At 49.2% G+C, this 21,336-nt stretch carries 24 protein-coding genes; 6 read left to right on the top strand and 18 right to left on the bottom strand.

Annotation, left to right across the window (positions count from 1 at the left end; all coding sequences use genetic code 11):
• Positions 1-62: 62 nt before the first annotated feature.
• Together SIB66_RS07385 and hisG are read right to left on the bottom strand one after the other, a co-directional pair.
• Entirely contained in the window at positions 63-1,859 is a 1,797-nt protein-coding gene (locus tag SIB66_RS07385; RefSeq protein WP_063406487.1) for an ABC transporter ATP-binding protein, read from the bottom strand.
• Positions 1,859-2,512 (bottom strand): ATP phosphoribosyltransferase, encoded by a 654-nt coding sequence (gene hisG, locus SIB66_RS07380; protein ID WP_011130564.1) that lies wholly within the window; start codon positions 2,510-2,512, stop codon positions 1,859-1,861. The genes SIB66_RS07385 and hisG overlap by 1 nt, the downstream gene beginning before the upstream one ends.
• A gap of 29 nt (positions 2,513-2,541) precedes the next feature.
• On the opposite strand from hisG, the gene gloB reads away from it, so the two are divergent.
• From gloB to SIB66_RS07365, 3 genes are all read left to right on the top strand, one after another.
• A complete protein-coding gene (gene gloB / locus SIB66_RS07375; RefSeq protein WP_063406486.1) occupies positions 2,542-3,324 on the top strand; it encodes a hydroxyacylglutathione hydrolase in 783 nt (260 codons plus the stop codon).
• Positions 3,325-3,510: 186 nt separating this feature from the next.
• Positions 3,511-3,909, top strand: a complete 399-nt coding sequence (locus tag SIB66_RS07370) for a Rid family detoxifying hydrolase (RefSeq protein ID WP_011825483.1) — start codon at positions 3,511-3,513, stop codon at positions 3,907-3,909.
• A 291-nt stretch (positions 3,910-4,200) separates the two neighbouring features.
• Positions 4,201-4,422, top strand: coding sequence for a DUF3136 domain-containing protein (locus SIB66_RS07365; RefSeq protein WP_011130567.1), 222 nt, complete (start codon positions 4,201-4,203; stop codon positions 4,420-4,422).
• 35 nt (positions 4,423-4,457) lie between these two features.
• On the opposite strand, the gene cbbX is transcribed toward SIB66_RS07365, so the two are convergent.
• From cbbX to SIB66_RS07315, 10 genes are all read right to left on the bottom strand, one after another.
• Positions 4,458-5,375, bottom strand: coding sequence for a CbbX protein (gene cbbX / locus SIB66_RS07360; RefSeq protein ID WP_063421561.1), 918 nt, complete (start codon positions 5,373-5,375; stop codon positions 4,458-4,460).
• Positions 5,359-5,610, bottom strand: a complete 252-nt coding sequence (locus SIB66_RS07355) for a 4a-hydroxytetrahydrobiopterin dehydratase (RefSeq protein ID WP_063397380.1) — start codon at positions 5,608-5,610, stop codon at positions 5,359-5,361. Before SIB66_RS07355 ends, cbbX begins: the two co-directional genes overlap by 17 nt.
• Positions 5,611-5,753: 143 nt before the next feature.
• A complete protein-coding gene (locus SIB66_RS07350; RefSeq protein ID WP_063406484.1) occupies positions 5,754-6,368 on the bottom strand; it encodes a BMC domain-containing protein in 615 nt (204 codons plus the stop codon).
• A gap of 56 nt (positions 6,369-6,424) precedes the next feature.
• Positions 6,425-6,676 carry a carboxysome peptide B gene (locus tag SIB66_RS07345; protein WP_011825478.1) on the bottom strand — a complete coding sequence of 84 codons (252 nt, stop codon included), beginning with the start codon at positions 6,674-6,676 and terminating at the stop codon, positions 6,425-6,427.
• Entirely contained in the window at positions 6,676-6,951 is a 276-nt protein-coding gene (locus SIB66_RS07340; RefSeq protein WP_011130572.1) for a carboxysome peptide A, read from the bottom strand. Before SIB66_RS07340 ends, SIB66_RS07345 begins: the two co-directional genes overlap by 1 nt.
• 1 nt (position 6,952) lies before the next feature.
• A complete protein-coding gene (locus SIB66_RS07335) occupies positions 6,953-8,497 on the bottom strand; it encodes a carboxysome shell carbonic anhydrase (protein ID WP_063406483.1) in 1,545 nt (514 codons plus the stop codon).
• 7 nt (positions 8,498-8,504) lie between these two features.
• On the bottom strand, positions 8,505-10,886 hold the full coding sequence (locus tag SIB66_RS07330) for a CsoS2 family carboxysome shell protein (protein ID WP_063406482.1): 2,382 nt from the start codon (positions 10,884-10,886) through the stop codon (positions 8,505-8,507).
• A 110-nt stretch (positions 10,887-10,996) separates the two neighbouring features.
• Entirely contained in the window at positions 10,997-11,338 is a 342-nt protein-coding gene (locus SIB66_RS07325) for a ribulose bisphosphate carboxylase small subunit (protein WP_011825473.1), read from the bottom strand.
• A 108-nt stretch (positions 11,339-11,446) separates the two neighbouring features.
• Entirely contained in the window at positions 11,447-12,859 is a 1,413-nt protein-coding gene (locus SIB66_RS07320) for a form I ribulose bisphosphate carboxylase large subunit (RefSeq protein WP_011825472.1), read from the bottom strand.
• Between the two features lie 69 nt (positions 12,860-12,928).
• Positions 12,929-13,240, bottom strand: a complete 312-nt coding sequence (locus SIB66_RS07315) for a BMC domain-containing protein (RefSeq protein WP_011130577.1) — start codon at positions 13,238-13,240, stop codon at positions 12,929-12,931.
• 342 nt (positions 13,241-13,582) lie between these two features.
• On the opposite strand from SIB66_RS07315, the gene SIB66_RS07310 reads away from it, so the two are divergent.
• On the top strand, positions 13,583-14,176 hold the full coding sequence (locus tag SIB66_RS07310) for a non-canonical purine NTP pyrophosphatase (protein WP_041385109.1): 594 nt from the start codon (positions 13,583-13,585) through the stop codon (positions 14,174-14,176).
• On the opposite strand, the gene SIB66_RS07305 is transcribed toward SIB66_RS07310, so the two are convergent.
• Positions 14,177-14,947, bottom strand: a complete 771-nt coding sequence (locus SIB66_RS07305) for a hypothetical protein (RefSeq protein ID WP_011130579.1) — start codon at positions 14,945-14,947, stop codon at positions 14,177-14,179.
• 101 nt (positions 14,948-15,048) lie between these two features.
• Between SIB66_RS07305 and SIB66_RS07300 the strand changes: the two genes are divergently transcribed.
• Positions 15,049-15,450 carry a hypothetical protein gene (locus SIB66_RS07300; RefSeq protein ID WP_011130580.1) on the top strand — a complete coding sequence of 134 codons (402 nt, stop codon included), beginning with the start codon at positions 15,049-15,051 and terminating at the stop codon, positions 15,448-15,450.
• A gap of 214 nt (positions 15,451-15,664) precedes the next feature.
• Here the strand turns inward: SIB66_RS07300 and SIB66_RS07295 are convergent, their stop codons facing one another.
• From SIB66_RS07295 to SIB66_RS07275, 5 genes are all read right to left on the bottom strand, one after another.
• Complete coding sequence (locus SIB66_RS07295) at positions 15,665-15,832, bottom strand: hypothetical protein (protein ID WP_236073721.1); 168 nt, start codon at positions 15,830-15,832, stop codon at positions 15,665-15,667.
• Positions 15,833-16,037: 205 nt separating this feature from the next.
• Positions 16,038-16,340 carry a hypothetical protein gene (locus SIB66_RS07290; protein ID WP_063397375.1) on the bottom strand — a complete coding sequence of 101 codons (303 nt, stop codon included), beginning with the start codon at positions 16,338-16,340 and terminating at the stop codon, positions 16,038-16,040.
• Between the two features lie 322 nt (positions 16,341-16,662).
• On the bottom strand, positions 16,663-16,944 hold the full coding sequence (locus SIB66_RS07285) for a P-II family nitrogen regulator (RefSeq protein ID WP_063400205.1): 282 nt from the start codon (positions 16,942-16,944) through the stop codon (positions 16,663-16,665).
• 4 nt (positions 16,945-16,948) lie between these two features.
• Positions 16,949-17,968 (bottom strand): sodium-dependent bicarbonate transport family permease, encoded by a 1,020-nt coding sequence (locus SIB66_RS07280; RefSeq protein ID WP_063400204.1) that lies wholly within the window; start codon positions 17,966-17,968, stop codon positions 16,949-16,951.
• Positions 17,969-18,168: 200 nt separating this feature from the next.
• Positions 18,169-19,890 (bottom strand): SulP family inorganic anion transporter, encoded by a 1,722-nt coding sequence (locus SIB66_RS07275; RefSeq protein WP_063406481.1) that lies wholly within the window; start codon positions 19,888-19,890, stop codon positions 18,169-18,171.
• Positions 19,891-20,078: 188 nt separating this feature from the next.
• Between SIB66_RS07275 and SIB66_RS07270 the strand changes: the two genes are divergently transcribed.
• The gene (locus SIB66_RS07270; protein ID WP_063406480.1) at positions 20,079-21,335 is read left to right on the top strand and encodes a ferredoxin:protochlorophyllide reductase (ATP-dependent) subunit N; all 1,257 of its coding nucleotides are present in this window, start codon (positions 20,079-20,081) and stop codon (positions 21,333-21,335) included.
• Position 21,336 lies beyond the last annotated feature (1 nt).

The raw sequence follows: 21,336 nt of genomic DNA, 5'->3' as shown, positions 1-21,336 counted from the left end.
GCCCATAGCGATTAAGCGTGAAGCTGAAATCAAGATCCAATCGCTGAAAGCAAAAACTAAATTCAAAGTTTCGCCAGTCCCCTTTCCTGTAGTTCCGCTAACTGAGAATAAAGGCCTCCCTTGGCACGAAGCTCAAGGTGGGTTCCCTGCTCAATCAGCTTGCCCCTCCGAAGCACCATAATTCGATCGGCTGCTTCCACAGTGGCCAGGCGATGGGCAATAACAACCGCGGTGCGACGTTCAAGCAAGCGATCTAGATCCCTTTGCAATGTCGCTTCCGTAGAAGGGTCCATGAAAGCGGTCGCCTCATCCATAACCAGCACAGTGGGGTTGCGAATGGCCACCCTTGCAACTGCTAAGAGCTGTCTCTCTCCCGATGACAAATTGCCGCCACGCTCCCTGAGCTCAGTCTCCAAACCGTTGGGTAGCCGATTGAGCAAAGGATCAAGGCCAAGATCTCTACAGATCGCCCGCAAACGGTCATCCTTAATCGAGGAATCCAATCGGAGGTTATCTGCAACATTGCCGCTAAATAGAAAGGTGTCCTGAAGCACAACCCCCAGTTGTTTGCGTAGCCGCCAAAGAGGGATTGTTTTGATGTCAACACCATCAAGCATGATCCGCCCGACCTGAGGCTCGTAAAGACGACATAGCAAGCGGATCAGGGTCGTCTTGCCTGAACCGGTTGGTCCTACCAGGGCAACATGTTCACCAGCAGAAATGCGAAAACTAAGGTCCTGGAGAATCGGCTCGTCCGGCCGATAGGCAAAGCTCACCCCCTCAAACACCACCTCACCACAAGCAGCAGAAGCCGAGGGCCTAACAACGCTGGGTTCGTCTTTAACAGGCTTTGCATCGACAATGTCCAGTGGCTGCTCTAGCAACTCGCCAATCCGTTCAACAGCAGTCAGTCCCCCCTGAATCTGAGTGAAGCGATCAGCAAGTTGACGCAGGGGATCAAACAAACGCTGGGAATAAAGGATGAACGTTGTCAAGGTGCCAAGGCCCATTGTCTCGGCAGTTACCATCCATCCCCCAAGCGCCAGCACCACAGCCACGGCGGCCAGGGCCACCCATTCGATAAAAGCTGAAATGCTGCTGTCATAAAAGATCGTTCCATTCACGGCTTGCCTGTAGGCCGAGCCAGTGCGATCAAATAGCTGCCCATTAACCGTTTCTCGACGAAACATCTGGACAACCTCAAGCCCCTGAAGGTTTTCCTGAAAATCGGCATTGAGCTGAGAGAGTTCCTCCCTCACGCGGTAATTGGCTTTCCGGTATCGGCGTTGCAACCAAAGGATCACCAAGGTGACTGGTACCTGCGTCACCAGCAGCAACCCCCCCAGCCGCCAATCAATCAAAATCATGGTGACTGCAATCACCACAAGGCTGACGAGATCCCCCAAAACTCCTACTGCCCCACTGCCAAAAACCTCAGAAAGTGCATTCACATCACTGGTCAGCCGAGTCAACAACTTGCCCACAGGCATTCGATCGTGAAAGCGCAGCGAAAGGGCCATGGCGTGGCCAAACAGATCGTTACGAATACGCGCCGTTAGCCGTTGCCCTAAGGCCTCGATATTGAAAGACTGAAAGCCCTGCAGACCCAAGCGCAGAAGCACAGAAATCAGCAGAATCCCCACCAAAACTCTTATTGCTGAGCTCACTGGCAGATCACTGAGCCAAGGGAAGGTTGACTCTTGCTTCAAAACACTGATTGCCTGGCCAACCAAGAAGGGTTGAATCGCACCAGCAAGAGCTACCGGCACCAAGAGGACAAGCACCATCCATAGACGCCGGCGGTCCTCACGGAGATAACGCCCCAGTCGCCGAACCCGCTGAAAATCAGTAACAGACATCAAGCTGGATTTTTAGGTAATGATTCCTGAATGCGCATAGCCTCCACAATCAACTGAAGATCTCCACGGTCCAACCTCAAGGCCAATGGATGGCCGATCAAGCGAGCCGAAGACTGAAATAGCTCCTCAATGGCCACTAAGCCATTGTCGCGAAGGGTACGGCCTGTCGCGACCAGATCGACAATCGCTTCAGCAATGCCTGTTAAAGGGCCAAGTTCCACCGAACCGGTCAGGTGAACAAGCTCTACAGGCAGATCGAGAGCATCGAAAAATTCTCGAGCACAATGGGTAAACTTGCTAGCAACTCGACAATGGGGAGGTAAGTCAGCTGCGTGCTGATAGCCACTGCTGGCCTTCACTGCCACAGCCATACGGCAGCCCCCGAAGCCAAGATCAACCAACTGAGCAACGGGCATCTGATGCTCCCGCAGCACGTCGTAACCAACAACTCCCAACTGGGCCTGACCATAGGCAACATAAACGGGCACATCCCCGTTGCGCACCAACAGTGCCCGGGCCCGGCCACAATGGGAAGGCACCATTAACTGACGATTGCCTGGATCAAGTACAGCTGAAAAATCCAACCCAGCAGATTGAAAACGAGCAACCGAATCATTCAGCAAAGCTCCTTTTGCAAGCGCGACAGTGATCATGGAGCGATGCGTCGACCTGGACTTTAACGATGGAGGCAACCACAACAGCTGCGACTAGCGATAAACAACGTTCATCGATCCATGCCCTTCCTGTTCTTCAGGACAACATCATCTGGATCTGGATTAAAGGCAACCAGGCTGTCGTTGTGGATCCAGCAATCGCAGAACCAGTCAAGACATGGCTGCGAACTCGAAAGCTCTCACTCGCAGCAGTACTTCAAACCCATCACCATGCTGATCACATTGGTGGCACCCTTCAGCTGCTTAGGGACTGGCCTAACGCAGCCGTGGTAGCAGCCGCTGAAGACCGTGATCGCATTCCCTTCCAGACGATCTCCGTTCGTGATAGAGACAAGGTTTCTCTTCTCAACAGCAGTGTTGAAGTGCTCGCTGTTGCGGGTCATACCAGAGCACACATTGCTTATTACCTGCCCACAAACAAGGAAGATCTTGAAGATCCAGCAGTGTTCTGTGGTGACACCCTTTTCGGAGCTGGATGTGGCCGACTGTTTGAAGGAACTGCCGAAGACATGTTCAAGGCTCTTCAACGTCTCAGTTGCCTGCCAGCGAAGACCCGTGTGTATTGCGCTCACGAATACACCGAAGCAAATCTGCGCTGGGCCTCCGCCCTGCATCCAGAAGATGTTGCTATCAGCGAACGACTGGCAGACGTTTCAAGTCGTCGCCAGAGGGGTGACCTGAGCCTGCCTAGCAGCATTTCAGAAGAACAACGTACCAACCTCTTCGTGCGTGCTCAGAACAGCAAAGAGCTAGCAGAACTTCGCCACCACAAGGATCAATGGCGAAACTAAGCACAAATACCTGACTCAGCAACAAGGCAATCCTGTTGCAATGGAACAGGACCAACAGCTAGTGAGATTGCAATCCATTGAGATCAAGGCCGCTGGAACATGAACGAAGCGGCCTCACACCCAGAGAATTTTCAACAGAAACAAAAGCTGACAGCGATGATGCAACATTCATGCTCAGAGCAGACCATGAACGCCCCTTCTGTGCAAGCAATCACCACAGCATCAGCTCCAGCACCAGTCGGGCCCTATAACCAGGCTGTACTAGCAGGAGGATGGCTGTACTGCTCTGGTCAAATTGCCCTTGATCCAACCAACGGGGTGATGGTTGGGCAAGGTGATGTGGAAGCTGAAACCCGCCAAGTCCTTAGCAATCTGATGGCTGTGCTCACAGCAGCCGGTGCTGAGCCAAGGCAAGTGATTCGTACCACGGTTTACCTCACGGATCTGGCGGACTTTCAAAGGGTTAATGCTCTCTATGGCGAGATCTTCGGGGATGGCATCAGCCCAGCAAGAGCATGTGTTCAAGTAGCCGCCCTTCCAAAAGGTGGGCGAGTGGAAATCGATTGCGTTGCTTGGCTCGGCTGAAAACAACCAGTGGAAACCTGAAGCGCTTTGATCAAGCGTGTAGCGACTCAAGAAAATCTTGTCCCTGTCCTCTTATCCCTGTCCTAGCAGGAGTTCTTCGATCCGATCAACCCTAATTATTTTGATTTACGGCTGAAGAGGGGTTACTGCTAACTCCTGTGACTTTCCCTAATGGTGAAAGGATCAAAAACGATTGGCCGAACCAGAAAGCAAAAGCCGAATCCGCCAAGACGGACAGTCCGCTGAGTAGTCTGAAGATTGCATAGGTTTAGAGGCGTACTGCGAGAAACCATGGCCGAAGCCAAGTTGACCATTGGCGAACTCGAGGCGGGTTATCCCCTTTACTGCAAGGCCCTAAGGCGACTGCTGCAGGAAGGTCGTAGCACCCAAGAGATCGAGCGCACAGTTTGTTGGAGCCATCTTGAGACCCTTAATCGTTGCCTCCCCAGCCGTTACAAGGCACCGTCTTATTTGCTTGTGCTGATCAGACGGGATCTGGAGCAACCAAAGTAGAGAAAGGTTTTCATCCAAAAAGCCATCTTCAATCCTCATTCAGACGATTCCATCAGGGGTTGAGTCGGATGCCGACCTTCCACCTCCCCTTGGAATACACGACTCGCCAAGATATCAGCAGGTTCGATCGTCATCAGTTCATCACGACTGAGCGGTTCTCCCATGCGTGCAAACAATCGGTTCGCCTGCCTCAAACGGGTACGGTCCAAAGCATTGCGAATTGAACGAGCATTAGCAAAGAAAGGAAGCTGACGGCGACGTTCGATGTAATCCTCGAAAACGCCCTCAGCTTCATCGTCAAAGTAATAGTTCTGCTGGGCCAGGAATAACTGAGCGATAGCCAACAACTCCTGATTGCTGTAATCCGGGAAATCAATATGGTGAGCAACCCTCGAAGAAAGGCCCGGATTAGATTGATAGAAAGCATCCATCTTATCTTTATAACCAGCAAAAATAACAACAAAATCACCTCGCCGGCTCTCCATATCCTGTAGCAATATTTCGATTGCTTCTGCTCCATAATCTCTTTCATTACCTGGCTTATAAAGGTAATATGCCTCATCTATAAACAACACACCTCCCTGCGCACGCTTAATCATCTCCCGAGTTTTTGGTGCCGTGTGGCCAACGTACTGACCAACTAAGTCGTCACGGGTGACAGTTACAACATGTCCTTTGCGCAGGTAGCCAAGGCGATGAAGAATCTGAGAAATTCTGATTGCAACAGTTGTCTTTCCAGTGCCAGGTCGTCCAGTAAAAGACATATGAAGGCTTGGCATCGTGCTAGCAAGATCGAGATCTTTCCTGGCCCGATCAACTAACAACAAAGCGGCAATTTCTCGAATCCTAGTCTTCACCGGCCTCAAGCCAATCAGCTCGCAATCCAACTGATCTAGGACCTCTCCAACTCCGGAATCGGCATAAGCCAAAGAGAGATCAATTGAGGAGTCCATCTATCTCAGCTGCAAATTTATAATCATCATCATTTAACTCAACCTCTTCTTCTTCATCCTCTGGCCGCAAAGTGATATTGACATAGGTACGTCCAAAACTTATATCAGGAAAGCGCTTTGCGGCTTCAGTGTGCTCGCCAAGACGGTCTAAAAAATCCCTGGTTTCTGCATAGGTTTCGAATTCAAATCGCCGTTCGAGTCGTATTGGACGAGAGCGCTTCTGCCATTGATTCATCACAACAGTTGGGAGATGGATTGTTCGAAGTTAAAGAATAACCTTAATGCTTGTTATCAAAGTTGATCAAACCAGATTTCTGAATAACTTCGCCACAGAAGAAACCCGCAAATAAGAAAGCTAAAAATTAGGGTGTACCCAACTTAGCTGCGGCGCTTTGCATGAGTGGGTCTTAATGCTGGCTCAACTTCCTGATGAGGACGAGCAATAATATGGGCTGCAACAAGTCCATCACCAACCCGCTCACAGGCATCTGCACCAGCACGAACAGCTGCATTCACAGCTCCTGTTTCGCCACGCACCATCACAGTGACATAACCACCACCGACATATTCCCTAGAGATGAGATTAACCTCAGCAGCTTTTGTCATTGCATCAGCCGCTTCAATGGCAGGAACCATGCCACGAGTTTCAATCATTCCGAGTGCAATCCCCTGAACAAAAGAAGGCACCGAGGAAGAGGCGGGTGGCTTGATAGCACCACCAGACGAAGAACCACTACCACTGGAACCCGCAGCACTCTTACCGCCCCTTGATGCAGGCGTCGCAGCCGTTGCTCGGCTGGCGGATGTACGCCCTGTGGCAGCGCTTCTGCTCGTAGTCGACTTTGAACTTGATGAGGACGATGTTGAAGCAGAAACATCAACAGTTTGTGTTGCCTTGGCAGGAAGAACTTTTTTGGCAACTTCAGAGCCAGCAGGTTTCGCTGTCGTCAACGAGGGGCTGTCTGAAGAACTAGAGGAAGAAGGTTTTGGCATGGATAAAAGGTTTAAGAAGAAGAGAATAAATGGATCGGATCCGAATCATTTATTAGCTATCCATCAGGCAGCCAGTAATCAATAATTCCTCCAATTGTCAGATCTGTTTGAGTGTTGGGATCTGGACATGCAAAACGTGCAGCTGATCCACTGGAGGTGAACACCCAATTGCCCTCTCGAGCACCAACAGGATCAACAGCCACCAACTGCTTGCCAGCGTTATTACGCAGGATACGCAGATGCATATGACCAAGACCGTCAACCCTTTGCGTACAAACCAAACGGCCCATCACCTGCATGATTTCCATCAAGCTGAGCCCCCTGAAACTGGCTTCGGGGCGCCTGGATCCCAATGGTCAATAATGCCTACAATCGTAAGATCACTAGGATAGGATTTACTTCCTGCAGCCTCTCTCGCTGCTGAGCTGCCAACACAAATTACCCAGTCATCTGGCTTACAACCCACAGCATCGACTGCAACCTTCTTAGAACTTCCATCAAGAACAACTTGAAGGTGTTTGTGTTCGAATCCAGGAATTCGATTGGTGGAAACAAGCGGCTTAAGAACCTTGCAGATCAACATGTCAGTGTGCCTCCTGATGAACAGGCTCCAAGGAGGAACCGACGACCTCTGAAGTGTCTTTTTTATCACGATCACGAATGGTCAAGAATGTATGAAGAAGACCCTGATCGAAAAGATCTGAATAACGCTCAGCAATAGCTTGATTTACGCGATAGCAATCAGTGACAGCCCGATCCCTTGCCCCTGGGACTTGGCCAGAATAATCAAAACGAACAACAACAGGAATTGGTAGATCTCGAGAAACATTCAACCCTTTAAAAATTTTCACTCCTACATCTAAATCTGGGGCACCTACTTCGACAGTATCCAAATGGGCGAAATAAGTTAGGTTGCGAAGATGCACTTCCTTAAAACCTATTCCAACTCCAATAAAACGCTCTGCATGCCCAGCATCTGGGTAGGGTCCAGCATGTGATTGCTTCACGTAGTCAATCTGAGAAAAGTTGTTTGCAATCAATTTCACAATGAATGCCACCATCCCCTCGTCGGGTTTCTTAGGCGCACTGGCTTCAACACGTTCAGCAATATGTTGCATCGCCTCATCTGAAGTTAGAGAAAGCGTCTCGTTATAAAGATCTTCCGCTGAAAGCCACTCGTCTAAAACAATTGAACCATCTGCCGCAGGAACATGGACGCGAATGGCATCAGTATCGGTATCAAGCCCGATCAAAAGAAGGTCTACTGATGCTCCACAACAGAAACTATTTTCGACGGATTCACGAAAATCAAGCAGGCGCTGTTGACCAGCAGAAGCTGCCAAGGCATCATCACTCCCATGAGCCGCACATCCTTGATGAGATGGATCAAGGGAACTAAAATGATAGGTGACAACCTTGAGATAACGCGTTGGAGAGTCGGCTGAATTTGGAACACCTTCTCGATAACGTCTATGCTCTGTCTTAATCCAACGGTTTACGGTTTTCTCAACATCAAATAGAGCGCCTGCATGGGAGCGACGTCTTACTGAACTAAATGGAATCCGTAAGGCATAAGCAATCGTATGTGCCAAGCGTCCATCAGCGCAGGGGGATACATCAAGGAGATGAAAACCACAATCAACAAGGAATGATTGGAAATGCTTTGCTTGAATGCTGCCTTCTCCTCCTTGCAGAGGGTCTTCTTGAAAAAAGCGGTCACTCACCTGCTGATGAGACTGAAACACACACCAAGCAAATAAGGCCCTCATATCTAATGCTCGTACCCAAGCCTGTTCCAAAAGGTGGCTAGGCAAATCAAAACCAAGTTCAGAGCGAGAAAGACTTTGAGACTTTGAGACAAAATCCTGATCATGCTGAAGTGCTGAGATCCTTTTAAGCAAAGGAACAATCAGCTCAAAAGAGCCTTTGACATTGGCTTCATAAGTCTGCAGATGCTGATTTGCAGCTCTGTCTGTGAGAGGGTGGCAAGGTCCTGAACCAACATTGGCAAACCCTCTTAGCCTTGAGCGATCAGAGATCTGAGGTGTTACCACAGGCCTCCTCCTTGGAGCAGTCGGCGCCAAGGGTCTTTGCATTTGAGAGGCCAAATTGCGATTGCGATAGGCCATCAATCAATCAACCCCTTGCGCCGCCAGAGACTGTGATCAAGGAGCCTTGATCAGTGTTACCACTTGACCCTGTTACTCGACTCATTGGTTGAGAAAGTTCCTCATTACGCTTTAAATCAGCGGCAGGCATCGCAGACATCGGGCCAGGCCGAGTTGGATTACGGCGACGGGCAGAAGCTCCTTCGGTACCAGTCACCCTTTCACTGCGATCCCAATCATCACCAGTGATATTGAGGCCGGCAGATTGGCCTTCTCCTGTAACTCGTGATTCTGGGCGTGTTTGACTTACATCATTGGGGGTTGCTTCAACAGGAACTGACTTGAAATGACGTTGTTTCCGGTCAAAACGGAACTGCTCAGTGCCAGTAATTTTATCAACCGCCATATTAAAAGGACCCGTAATCTGAGAGCCCTGCTCATAACTTGTTCCCGTCACACCAGAGCGAGGATCACGCTGTAGCTGCATCGCTCTCGCAGGAGACTGAACACTAAAGTGAGTCCAAGGAGATGATTCTGATGAACCCTGGTGATCATTACTACCAGCGGGAGCATCACTTCCACATGCTTGAACAAGTTGATCTCCACCTACATATGGGGTGCCAGTTAAAGGTTCACAAGCACCTTTCTCTGCTCCTGTCATCACTCCACCTACTCCAGGCTGAAGACCTGTCATCACAGCGCCAGGTGTACCCAACAATTTTGGAGTTCTATCCTGAATTTCTCTTACAGAATTTGTATCACACCAACCTGAAGCCTGTTCAACACCGCTATAGGGAGTTCCAGTTACCGCTTTACAAGTTCCAGGTTCATCTCCTGTTACAAGTTCCGAGCGACCTGTAAGAGTTCCACTAACAGTTTGAGATTTATTTGTGAGGCTTAAACCGACCTTTGCGGCCTCAGGATTTGGCTTGCCACCGCAAAATGTTTTGTATTGCTGAGTACCAACATATTCATCACCGGTCACTCTTTTACAACTACCTGGTTCATTGCCTGTAACGTACTCAGAGCGAGCAACATTGGTACCAGTTACACCTGCTCCACGCAGAGTATGAAATGAACCAACTTTTTCAGCAGGTCTTCCTTCAGGGAGTGGGTCAGCTCCAAGATACTGATCACCAGTCAGTTGCCGATTGGAACCAGCTTCGTCTCCAGTAACCCTCTCGGAACGTCCCACCATCACACCGCTAACCTTGCGACCATCTTCTGTAATGCTCTGGCCAACTTTTCTTGGGGAAGGTTGGCTAACTCCACAATATTGATTGGCCTGATTAGCTGAAATATATTCAGTGCCGGTCAAAGTCTTACAAGTCCCAGGTTCATCACCAGTGACTTTCTCTGAGCGACCAACTTCATTACCGGTCACCCGATTTCCATGGCTAGTATTTGTAACTGCAACTTTTAAAGGCTGACCTGGTTGCGGAGATGACTGACAAAAAGCATCAAACACCTCTGAACCTAAATATTGAGTACCTGTAATTGAACGACAAGTACTCGCTTCGTTGCCAGTGGTTTTAGAAGAGCGATTTGCTTGAGTTCCAGTAACAAACTGGCCTGTATTTGTTTCACTTAAACCAACTTTCCAATGAGCATCTGCCGCAACAGCCTGCTTGGAACCATTACGATTAGGGCCACAGGGACGACAAGCACCTGAACGCTTTTTATCGGTAGATCCACTTTTACTACGCAATTCACGCACTCTCTGTGAAATCTCTCGACTTGACAAGTCAGGGTCTCCCTGACGCGCCACTGATGCGGCAGAGGTCGGTTGATTGGCTGCTGTTTTTCCGTGTTTCGATTGTGCTTCACGGCGTGCAAGAACCAATGCTCGACTTGGATTTTGTATTGAGCGGCGTTTCGAAGCAGGGCGGCTTGAAGATGAGTGTTTAGGACTTAATCTTGAGATGGCATCAGAAGTCCTCAAAGAATTAGCAGCAGATTCATCAAAACTTTTTTGATTAGAGGCTAAATCCTTAACCTCATTCTTTGCAGCAACTTGCTGGCTAAGCTTTGAAGATAGTTTCTCAACTTCTGCACGGGTTCTATCTTTACTTTTTGCCGCTGGCTGACCACGGCGAGAAAGCTGATCACGACGAGCCAAAACCAACTCTCGACTAGGATTAGCTATGGATTTGACTTGACGACGGGAAGCGCCAGAGGATTCTCTTGAAGCAACAAAAGACGTATCTAATAGCTCTTTCTTAGCAGGGGTTATCTGCGGAGATGTTTTTCCAGTCTTGAGGAAAGATTGATCAGTCCTAGTTACACGTGCATCAGAAGCATTGCGGGTGCGATTAGGGCTTGATCCATTTAATGAAGTGGATTTCTTGCCTGAGTTGCTCTGGGCCCTACGGCGTTCAAGCGCTAGCTCTCGACTGGATTGTTTTGCCATGTCCAACCAATAAAAACGTCGTAAGGAGGAATGAGGCTCGTCGCCTCTGATGAGAATTAATAGCCCCGAAAAAACTCGAGGCTATTAAGGAATAGATGCTGAAACTAAAATCAGCGTCCTTCAAATACTACGAATGCAGTTCCTTGGCTTTGGGTGTAAGCGTCGTAACCGACCATGCGCACATGGTGGTCTGGGTATGCACGATGACAAGCCTCAAGCTCACTAACGACCGCATTCAGATCCTTCTCGCCAAAGAAAGGTAACTTCCAATAGGACCAATAGGTCTGCATGGAACCGCTTGGATGAACGTGCTCAATAACAGGGCTCCATCCCTGAGCAATGATGTAGGCAATTTGATCGTAAATTTCGTCCTGGGTCATCGGCGGTAAAAAGCCGAAGGTTTCCAGGGTGGCGACTGTTTGATAGTCACCAACTGTGCTCTGGAAAGGCATGGTGAACCTTGGAATGTGGATATTGGGGGGCCAATACAATTAAGTGTTGGCCTAACTAAATCTGAGAACAAGTTTTGAGGAGACAGGTGTCTCCTCGATTAAGCCGATCTACTGAACGTCGAGCTTGTCGACAGTATCGAACTCGAACTTGATTTCTTTCCAAGTCTCAAGTGCGATGGCCAGCTCAGGGCTATGCTTCGCCGCTTCCATAAGGATGTCGCGACTTTCCTTCTCGATCTCACGACCGGCATTGCGTGCTTTCACACAGGCTTCAAGTGCGACTCGGTTAGCAGCAGCACCTGCAGCAGACCCCCATGGATGACCATGAGTACCACCACCAAACTGTAGACAGGAGTCGTCTCCAAAAATTGCCAACAATGCTGGCATGTGCCAAACGTGGATACCACCAGAGGCAACAGCAAAGACTCCAGGCATGGAACCCCAGTCTTGGTCAAAGAAGTTACCGCGATTGCGGTCTTCTGGAACAAAAGACTCACGCAGATTGTCGATGAAGCCGAGGGTGGTCTGACGATCACCTTCTAGCTTGCCAACCACAGTTCCTGTATGGAGTTGGTCACCACCGGAAAGGCGCAAGCACTTAGCAAGCACACGGAAGTGAATTCCGTGCTTGGGATGACGGTCAATTACCGCATGCATGGCGCGGTGGATATGCAACAGCATGCCGTTTTTACGGCACCAATTCGCCAAACCTGTGTTGGCGGTAAATCCACCAGTGATGTAATCATGCATGATGATTGGCATGTCGAGTTCTTTGGCGAACTCAGCACGCTCATACATCTCTTCAGGAGTCGTCGCAGTGCAATTGAGATAATGACCTTTGACTTCTCCAGTTTCTTGCTGTGCAAGCTTGACAGCCTCAGCAACAAATTCAAAACGCTCGCGCCAACGCTGGAAAGGCTGAGAGTTGATGTTTTCGTCGTCTTTGGTTAAGTCAAGACCACCACGCAGACACTCATAAACAACCCGTCCATAGTTTTTACCAGAAAGGCCAAGCTTTGGCTTAATGGTGCAACCAAGCAAGGGGCGACCGTACTTATTCAAACGATCGCGTTCTACGACAATGCCATTAGGAGGACCACCGCATGTCTTGATGAAGGCCATCGGGAAGCGGATATCTTCTAAGCGCAGATGGCGCAATGCTTTGAAGCCAAAAACATTACCGACCAAAGAGGTCAGAACGTTAGTGATTGAACCTTCTTCAAAAAGGTCTAGAGGGTAAGCAATAAAAGCGTAAAAGGACTCCTTGTCTCCAGGGACATCTTCAATGCGATAGCAACGGCCCTTGTAAAACTCAAGGTCAGTTAATAGCTCTGACCAAACTGTGGACCAAGTACCTGTTGAAGATTCAGCAGCTACAGCCGCAGCAACTTCCTCTCTAGGTACTCCTTCCTGGCCAGTGACCTTGAAGCAGGCCAGCAGGTCAGTGTCTAGGGGTACATAATCGGGAGTCCAGTAGGTGTCTCTGTACTCCTTAACCCCTGCGTCATACTTCTTGCTCATGGAATAGCTCCTTTTAAGTCGGTATAGAAGGTTGAGATAGCGCGGCTCTTAGAGCCATCGCAGAAGGCCTCAGTCCTTCTGACCTAAGAAATTGCCGTTGCCTAGCGCAGGCTCAACTTCGCGATGAGGGCGAGCAATGATGTGCGCTGCCACAAGGCCGTCACCAACACGCTCACAAGCATCAGCGCCAGCACGAACGGCGGCGTTCACAGCGCCTGTTTCGCCACGCACGAGCACGGTGACATATCCACCACCGACAAACTCACGACCAATCAGGCGCACTTCAGCTGCCTTGGTCATGGCGTCAGCAGCTTCAATTGCTGGCACGAGGCCGCGGGTTTCGATCATGCCTAGGGCGATGCCCATGGTTTCGCTAGCCATTGCTTACCTGTAGTAGGAGATTGAATGTTCGGGAAGGAGAATGCTCTGCGCAGGCAACTTCCGTCAAGCAAATTCAGCCGAAACGGAGATCACCATCCGTAGCCCCTTCTATAAGCTCAGCTAATCACCCTTGCTACGACTGTTTTAAACGACTGTTCGTTTTTCTGTCAGCGCTTGGCCACATTTGGTTGCCAAGCCGCGCGAAAGTCTCAATTGATCGACTCCAGAAGCTTCTATCGCTTGTCCAAGGGGAGCAGAAACAATCAAAAATCATGCCTCAGATCTTCCCAAGAGAGAACTTCCACCCCCTAAAGCAGAATAAGAGCGATAGTTTTTTTGATTTTGGCTAAACCACTGCTAACCATTGCGAGTGGAAACCCTCGCAAGGTCGCCGAGATCGAAGCAATGCTTGGTCCACTCCCAATCGATGTGCAGAGGCAACCGCAAGATCTAGATGTCGAGGAAACGGGCTCCACTTATCTAGACAATGCCCTACTCAAAGCTCGAGCAGTCGCAAAACGAGTTGGAAACTGGACCATTGCTGACGACTCCGGATTAGAAGTTGATGCCCTGGATGGAGCCCCGGGGCTTTATTCGGCCCGCTTTGCTGCCAGCAATCAAGAAAAAATCAAGAAAATCCTTGCGGCCCTTGAAAACAACCCATATCGGAGTGCTCGCTTCCGCAGTGTGATGGTTCTATGCAATTCCAAGGGGAAGCTTCTTAAAGCAGCAGAGGGGATTTGCTGGGGAGAACTACTTAGATCGCCTGCCTATGAAGGAGGCGAGTTCGAATCGCTGTTTTGGGTTCGCGAAGCGAACTGCACCTACGGAGAACTCAATAATCAACAGCTTTCAAGGCTTGGTAGTCGAGGAAAAGCGGCTAGAGCACTAGCCCCTTGCCTGCGAGAACAACTAGGACTTGATCAGATTGTTTAGCTAGCGATTGATTTGATCGATGGCTCGCATTGCAGCAGCAGCAGCCTCCTCTACATCACCTTCTTTCCCCGCCAATGTGAGCCTGCCAAAGGCTCCCACGCCTTTCACGTCAACGATGGTGATATTGGATGCCTTCTCAGCTTCATTGGCAGCAATTAATACATAACCAGCCGGTTCGGTTTCAAGAATGAACATGCTCATTCCAGCTTCAATCATCGAACCACGACGATTTTGGCGATTAATCAAAACAGCGTGATCTGGGGTTATCGCACGGATCACCTCGGTCCAGCTCACATCACAAGAACTTCTCTGGCTAACAGTGCTGCCAATGGCATCCAAAACAACATCACCGGAATGGAGCACAGTGCTCTGATCACGGTGGTATAGGGCCAAAGAACCAAAAGCCCTTTCAACGACCATCTGGCCTAGTCGCACATTGCTGGCCTTAAGGGCAATATCAGTCACTCGATGGACAGCCATGCCTGGTGAGACCTCCATCCACAGGCAAGCATCACCAGGAATCGGTAAAAAGCCTTGACTCACCGTGCCCATGTAGGCAGCTAGCTGAGGCTGAAGTGAATCGAGGAAAACATACGTGCGCAATTCAATTTGCTGCACATGACTATTTTGACGGCCAACCCTTGCTGTCTCCGAATCAGTCGTAATGACGCAGCTTGCCCCTGAGGCCTGAGGCAAAACCTCAGTTCCTGTCACCAGCGAGCTTCCACCTTGACGCCGCTCCCGAATTTCTAAGCCCGCAAATCGCTGCATGGCGGGGATACTACCTTGTGATTGAACATATCTTTCAAATGCACTGCTCTTGCAAGTGGCCTTAGAGCCGATACCGTCCAAATCAATGATTGGGATGGACTATGGCCACCATGCAAGAAAAAAAATCTGAATCTACAAACCTTCCAACAGACCTAAAAGCAGAGCAAGCCTTGGGTTTAATTGGTTTGGGCCTGATGCAAAAAATGCGGGAAGGTGCAAGTGAATGGACATGGTCTCAAGCTGAGACTGGCGGACAAGCCGATCTTTTAGCTCTGCGACAACGCCTCGAGCTCACATCTTTGGCCATTCAAACTGGTGCTCCACTGAGCACAGCTGAGGTGTCAAAACTTCTTGGCGCTAGACCCGGCTCAAAGGAAGTCAGACGAGGAGGGCTGATCGCAAGGCGAGTCAGCAGAAACGTTTGGAAGCTCAGCAGTTCCGACAAAACTCCAGAGCGCAATGTTGATGGATTCAGCGGCGATGGATTCCGTCGCCGCCTTTGAATCCCTTAAAAATTAATCATCAAACTGATCAATCTCCAGAAGAGATTATCTTTAATCATTCATCTTCTGACTCGTCTTCATCGTCTGACTCTCCTTTAGCCGACTGTTCAACATCGATGCAGATCGTGGTTGCCATCAATTGTTCTCTGGCCGCAATCACAGGAGCCACTTTGCCCTTTTGCTGATCAGCAGCTTCAGCAAGAGTCAGATCCTTCTACTCACGTATCTCCTCGACAGCGTCGCAGAAGATCTTCACCTGGTCACGATACTCACTGAATTCAGCCTGGGCAATCGTGGGTTCAGGAGTCAGCGCATTGACCACCGCTACAGCCTGATCAACTTGATTTCGAGCAGAGCACACCAGCTCAGCATAATCAGCCACTTGGATTTCATCATTGGTTGCTTTCTGGCTAGATGACTCACAAGAAGCAAGAGTGAGAGATCAAGCCAAAACAGACGGTAAAAAGCGAACTGCAGCCATCAATCCAAAAAATCGATTCTCGTAAATTTAGTCATGTTTCGTCTGCACTTAAAAAGATCTAAGTGCAGACACATTGCATTGTGATAGAAAAACCTAGGATTGAAGGTCAGCTCCTACCTAACCAGGACGGAGCTCCGCCAAACCATTCTCCAAGGTCTTCATCCTCCGAGCAGTAGTCATCATCTGGTTCGGACGATCCAAGCTGAAGAGCATCGAGCAACTGATCGATACCATCTCGAGGTTGCAATTTCTGTTGTTCTCTCCTCGCTCTATGCAACCAGGTTGCAACAGTCTGGTTTCGGTCAGCAAACTTATGAATATAAATCCGTTCACTTAAGCTAACGGGCTGATCGCTTGCGACTCGAGCAAGAATCTCTTGCAAACGCAGGCGAGTATCTCTTGACAACATCCAGATAACGTCGGTAATACTTTTCTACTGGCAGGAAGGGGAGAAGTCATTGAAAAAACCACTTTATTTTAAAAACTTATATTTAGATTCATATGAGATATTTTAATTATTTCTTTCCTTGCCAGTTGGAGTCATTGCATTCAGCTATGACTTGGTTGCCAGAAAGAGAATGGTGCTCTCAAATCAATCAGGCTAACTTCAAAGAAAAAACTTATCTCTCTAGTGTGAGGCTAAAACTTAAACCTTTAAGGCGGCATCAATTGCGGCTACTACTAAGCCGCACAAAACCCATATCGTTATTATTTATCTCTTCAAAAGATTGTCAGAGTGGTGAGGCCTCTGCAGCATAAGCGACACCACCATAATAATTAAGTATGGGGTTTATCGATACACGCAATTTCTCAAGAACTTCTATCTCGCAAAAGACAATCACATGAGCATTTGTACCAAGACCACTAAAATCCATGCCCTCTGTCACATACGTATCAGGACCTCTACCTGTTACAGGCCTAATGACTGAATAGCCAGGTGCCCCAGCTTTATCAAGAGCTTCAATCACTAACTCAAGCTCTCTCTCACTTACGATCAAATCCAGGCGCTTCATGATTTTAAATTGATGCAGGGATTAACTTGTAAACCAAACCCATATATAGCGGAATTCCAATCGTATGATTAAAAGGGAAAGTTAATCCCAAGGCGCTAGAAATGTAATATCTTGGATTAGCCTCTGGAACTGTCATTCTCATTGCCGTAGGTACGGCAATATAAGAGGCACTAGAGCACAAAATAATAAACAAGAGTGCATTACCATACCCTAAACCAAGGGCCCTAGCAACAAGGCCTCCAATTAAAGCATTGAACATTGGCATCAGTATCGCAAAGAAGACAAGAAAAGCGCCTGCTTTTTTGAGGTCTTTAAAACGCTGCGCCGCAACCATCCCCATTTCCAGCAAGAAGAAGCACAAGACTCCATAGAAAAACTTGTAAACAAATGGTTCCATCTTCTCTACACCAGCAGGGCTATAGATAGAAGCAATGAAACCAATTACAAGGCTACCTGCAATCAAATACACATAGCCATTCAGCATCGATTCATGCAGAACCTTGCGCCAGTTCATTCCATCAGAGCCAGGACGTGCCTGACGGGAACCAAGCCGAACTAAGATCAAACCAACGATGATTGCCGGTGATTCCATTAACGCCAGTGGGGCCACCATAAATCCGTCATAAGAAATATTTTGAGCCTGAAGAAAACTCTCAGCAGCGATAAAGGTCACTGCACTAATTGAGCCGTATGTCGCTGATATTGCTGCTGCATTAAAGACATCAAACCTCAATCGCAAAATACAGAAGCAAATCAGCGGGATGACCGCCGCCATTAACACAGAAACAGTAATGGTTGGGATAACTTGGCCACCGAGACCATCTTTCGCCAAAGCCATGCCACCCCTAAAGCCAACAGCCATCAACAAATAAAGCGAAAATAATTTCGGCAGCGGCGCAGGAATCTCAAGGTCAGCATTCAAGAAAACCGCAATCGCACCCAAGAAAAAAAATAAAACCTTTGGTGATAAAACATTTGCCAGTATTAGCCCTGCATCAAGTGCTGTTGCGGTTGCTGTGATCATATAAAAGTTTGCAGGGAGATAAGGGCTGTTTTAGATAATGACTGGGAAAGAGGAACTTAAAAGAAGCGTAGACAATTTTTCAAACCATTCAAAAGCTGTAGATTTTACAAGATAGATTATATCATTGTTTTTATCAAAGATCCCAACCCAATGAAGGTGGTCTCCTGAAGCTGAGATCTCTAATAAGTTGTCACTTGCTCTTATAAGTCAGCCAGGGCAGCTTCAAGGGCTTGAGTTCGATTAGTCATCAACCCTTGCACATCAAACTTCTCAAGTCTGTTGCGGACCCTCTCGTTTGCAGCCACAACATAAGCTTTCCTTGAATGGTTTTTTGCCTCTTGAACCATCTGTTCAATGGCCAAAGTTGCAGTAATGCCAAGCCGAGGAACTTCAGTAATGTCAAGGATTAAAACCTTGTAATTACGCACCAGAGCCATTCGTTCTGTGATCCCCGAAGCAGCTCCAAAGCTCAATGGCCCGCGCAGGCGAAATAACATCACCTGCCCGCCACAACGATCAAGTAATGCTTGCTCTGAAGGGGGCAGTGATGGCTCTTCAGTATTAGCAGCAGCACCAGTTGATTTGTTGTCAAAATCACCATCCATCAAACGATTATCGGCATCCATTCCTTCCAATTGAGCCTGTGTCAACGAATCAATTGTTAATAGGTTTGCAACAAACACACCAACCAAAACTGCTGAGATTAAATCCCAGAAAACTGTCATCAGCAAGACGCCATACATGACAACAGCTGTCTTAATCGAGAGGCGATGAGCTCTAAGCAAGAAGCCCCAATCAATGATATCGAGACCTACCTTGACCAATATTCCTGCAAGCAAAGCAGTTGGAATTAAAGCCGCGAACTGACCTGCTCCATACAAAACAATCAACAACACAATGGAATGCACCATTCCAGAGAGTGGCGTGCTGCCTCCAGATTTGACATTGATCACCGTCCGCATCGTTGCACCGGCGCCAGGCAATCCGTTAAACAGCCCAGCAAGAGAGTTGCCAATTCCTTGGCCAATCAGCTCTCGGTCTGAGTTATGACGAGTCTGGGTAATGTTGTCTGCAACAAGGGATGTCAACAGCGAGTCGATTGCTCCCAACACTGCAAGCACTAAGCCTGATTTGATAATCAAAGGAAGAAATGCTGGGTCCCAGCTGGGCAAAGAAAAGCTCAGGCCACCTTCAGGGATCGTGCCGATACGCGGCAGCTCATCGATGCCTCGGGCTGAAAGGTTCGCGTCATTGAACAGCACAACCGAGAGAGGCGTAACGATCAACAAAGCCAACAACGGTGAAGGCACCCACTCGGTGAGTCGCCGAGGTGCCAAAAAGACAATGGCCAAGGTCATCACAGCCACTGCTACCGCGCCCCAGTTGGGTTGAAAGTTTGCCGATAACTGCGTAAGGCAAGCAATCACACCGCCCTTGGTTGAGATGCCAAAGAGAGGTCCAATCTGAAGAATGAGGATGATCACCCCAATCCCAGACATGAAGCCAGACACCACTGAATAGGGCACAAGCGTGATGTAACGACCCAGTCGTAAGACCCCAAAAAGAATTTGGAAGAGACCTCCAACAACAACTGCGGCCATCACCAGGGGCAAAAGCTCTCCAGGCCCATCCACAGTTGGCAGTGCTGTGGAAATACCAACAGCAGCAAGGGCGGCTACAACTCCTGCCACAGTGACGCTCATCGGTCCAGTCGGGCCGCTGACCTGAGATGGAGTGCCGCCAAACAGCGCTGCGAAGAAGCCAACAATCACCGCTCCGTAGAGACCGTAGATCGCGCCTCCATCGCCAAGGGCAGCATTGCCAAATGCGAGAGCTAAAGGCAGCGCCACCACCGCAGCGGTCAATCCGCCTAATAGATCTCCGCGAACATTGCGCAGATGAAATCCATGGATCAATGCCAAAACGTAGTGCTCCTTCCCACTTGAGTTGAACAAAACAATATCTGGCTGTGGGCCCCTCCTCTATGGCAAGAGAAGCAATTTGTCCGGCCTCTATAACAAAAAGCTTTTCTCGATCCCGAAGAGTTTATTAACTCCCGCAGATTTGTTCATTCATCAAGCAAATTGTTATAGCGATTTTGGAGCAGCCCATGGGCAGCACGACGCTGCTAAAGGAAAGCGGACCTCGGGAGGTTTTCTGTGGCTTGACGTCAATTGTTTGGCTGCATCGACGAATGCCCGACGCCTTCTTCCTTGTGGTGGGCTCACGCACCTGTGCACATCTGATCCAAAGCGCCGCAGGCGTGATGATCTTTGCCGAGCCGCGTTTTGGCACTGCCATCCTGGGAGAGCGAGACCTCGCTGGACTCGCAGACGCTCATGAAGAGCTCGATCGGGTGATAAACGACTTGTTGGCGAGACGTCCTGAAATTCGCACCCTCTTTCTGGTGGGTTCCTGCCCCAGCGAAGTGATCAAGTTAGATCTGGCAAGAGTTGCCGAGCGACTCAATGGACAGCTTCAAGGCGGCGTACGCGTGCTGAATTACTCAGGCAGCGGCATTGAAACCACCTTTACTCAGGGTGAGGACGGCGCGCTCAAAGCCATGGTGCCTTTGATGCCTAATAGCAACGAAGCGCAGCTACTGCTTGTTGGCACCATGGCCAACGCAGTTGAAGATCGTCTCAAACATCTCTTCGAGCGCCTCGGCATCCCCTCAGTGTCCAGCTTGCCGCCAAGGCAGTCGACTGATCTGCCATCCGTAGGGCCTGGCACCCGTGTTTTGCTAACCCAGCCCTACTTAACTGACACGGCTAGGGAACTCAAAGACAGAGGCGCCGAGATCCTTCAAGCGCCTTTCCCTCTGGGAGCTGAGGGAAGCCGACTCTGGATGGAAGCGGCAGCCCACGCTTTTGATATCAATGGCAGTCACGTTGCAACCATCCTTGAACCTTTGATGGTGCGCGCCCAAAAGGCTTTATCGCCCTACAAAGAGCAACTGGCTGGAAAGCGAATTTTCCTGATGCCTGAATCCCAGTTGGAAATTCCACTAGCACGTTTCCTTCACAGAGAATGTGGAATGGAACTTGTAGAAGTTGGAGTTCCTTATCTCAATCGAGAGATGATGCAGTCTGAATTGGAACTGCTGCCGCACAACACGCAGGTCATGGAGGGCCAACATGTGGAGAAGCAGCTCGACAGGGTTAGGGAGCAGCGTCCTGATCTAGTTGTCTGCGGTATGGGTTTGGCAAATCCCCTTGAAGCGGAAGAGATTGCAACGAAATGGTCAATCGAATTGATCTTTAGCCCCATCCACGGCATTGATCAAGCCGCAGACCTCGCCGAACTGTTTGCAAGGCCACTGCATCGGCGCAACCTTCTCAACAACCAACTCCTCGTAAGCGTCTAAA

It is taken from the genome of Prochlorococcus sp. MIT 1318 (assembly GCF_047304505.1).
Classification (GTDB): Bacteria; Cyanobacteriota; Cyanobacteriia; order PCC-6307; family Cyanobiaceae; genus Prochlorococcus; species Prochlorococcus marinus_D.
The sequence above is the reverse complement of the archived record's forward strand: the minus strand, read 5'-3'. Positions and strand labels throughout refer to the sequence as shown.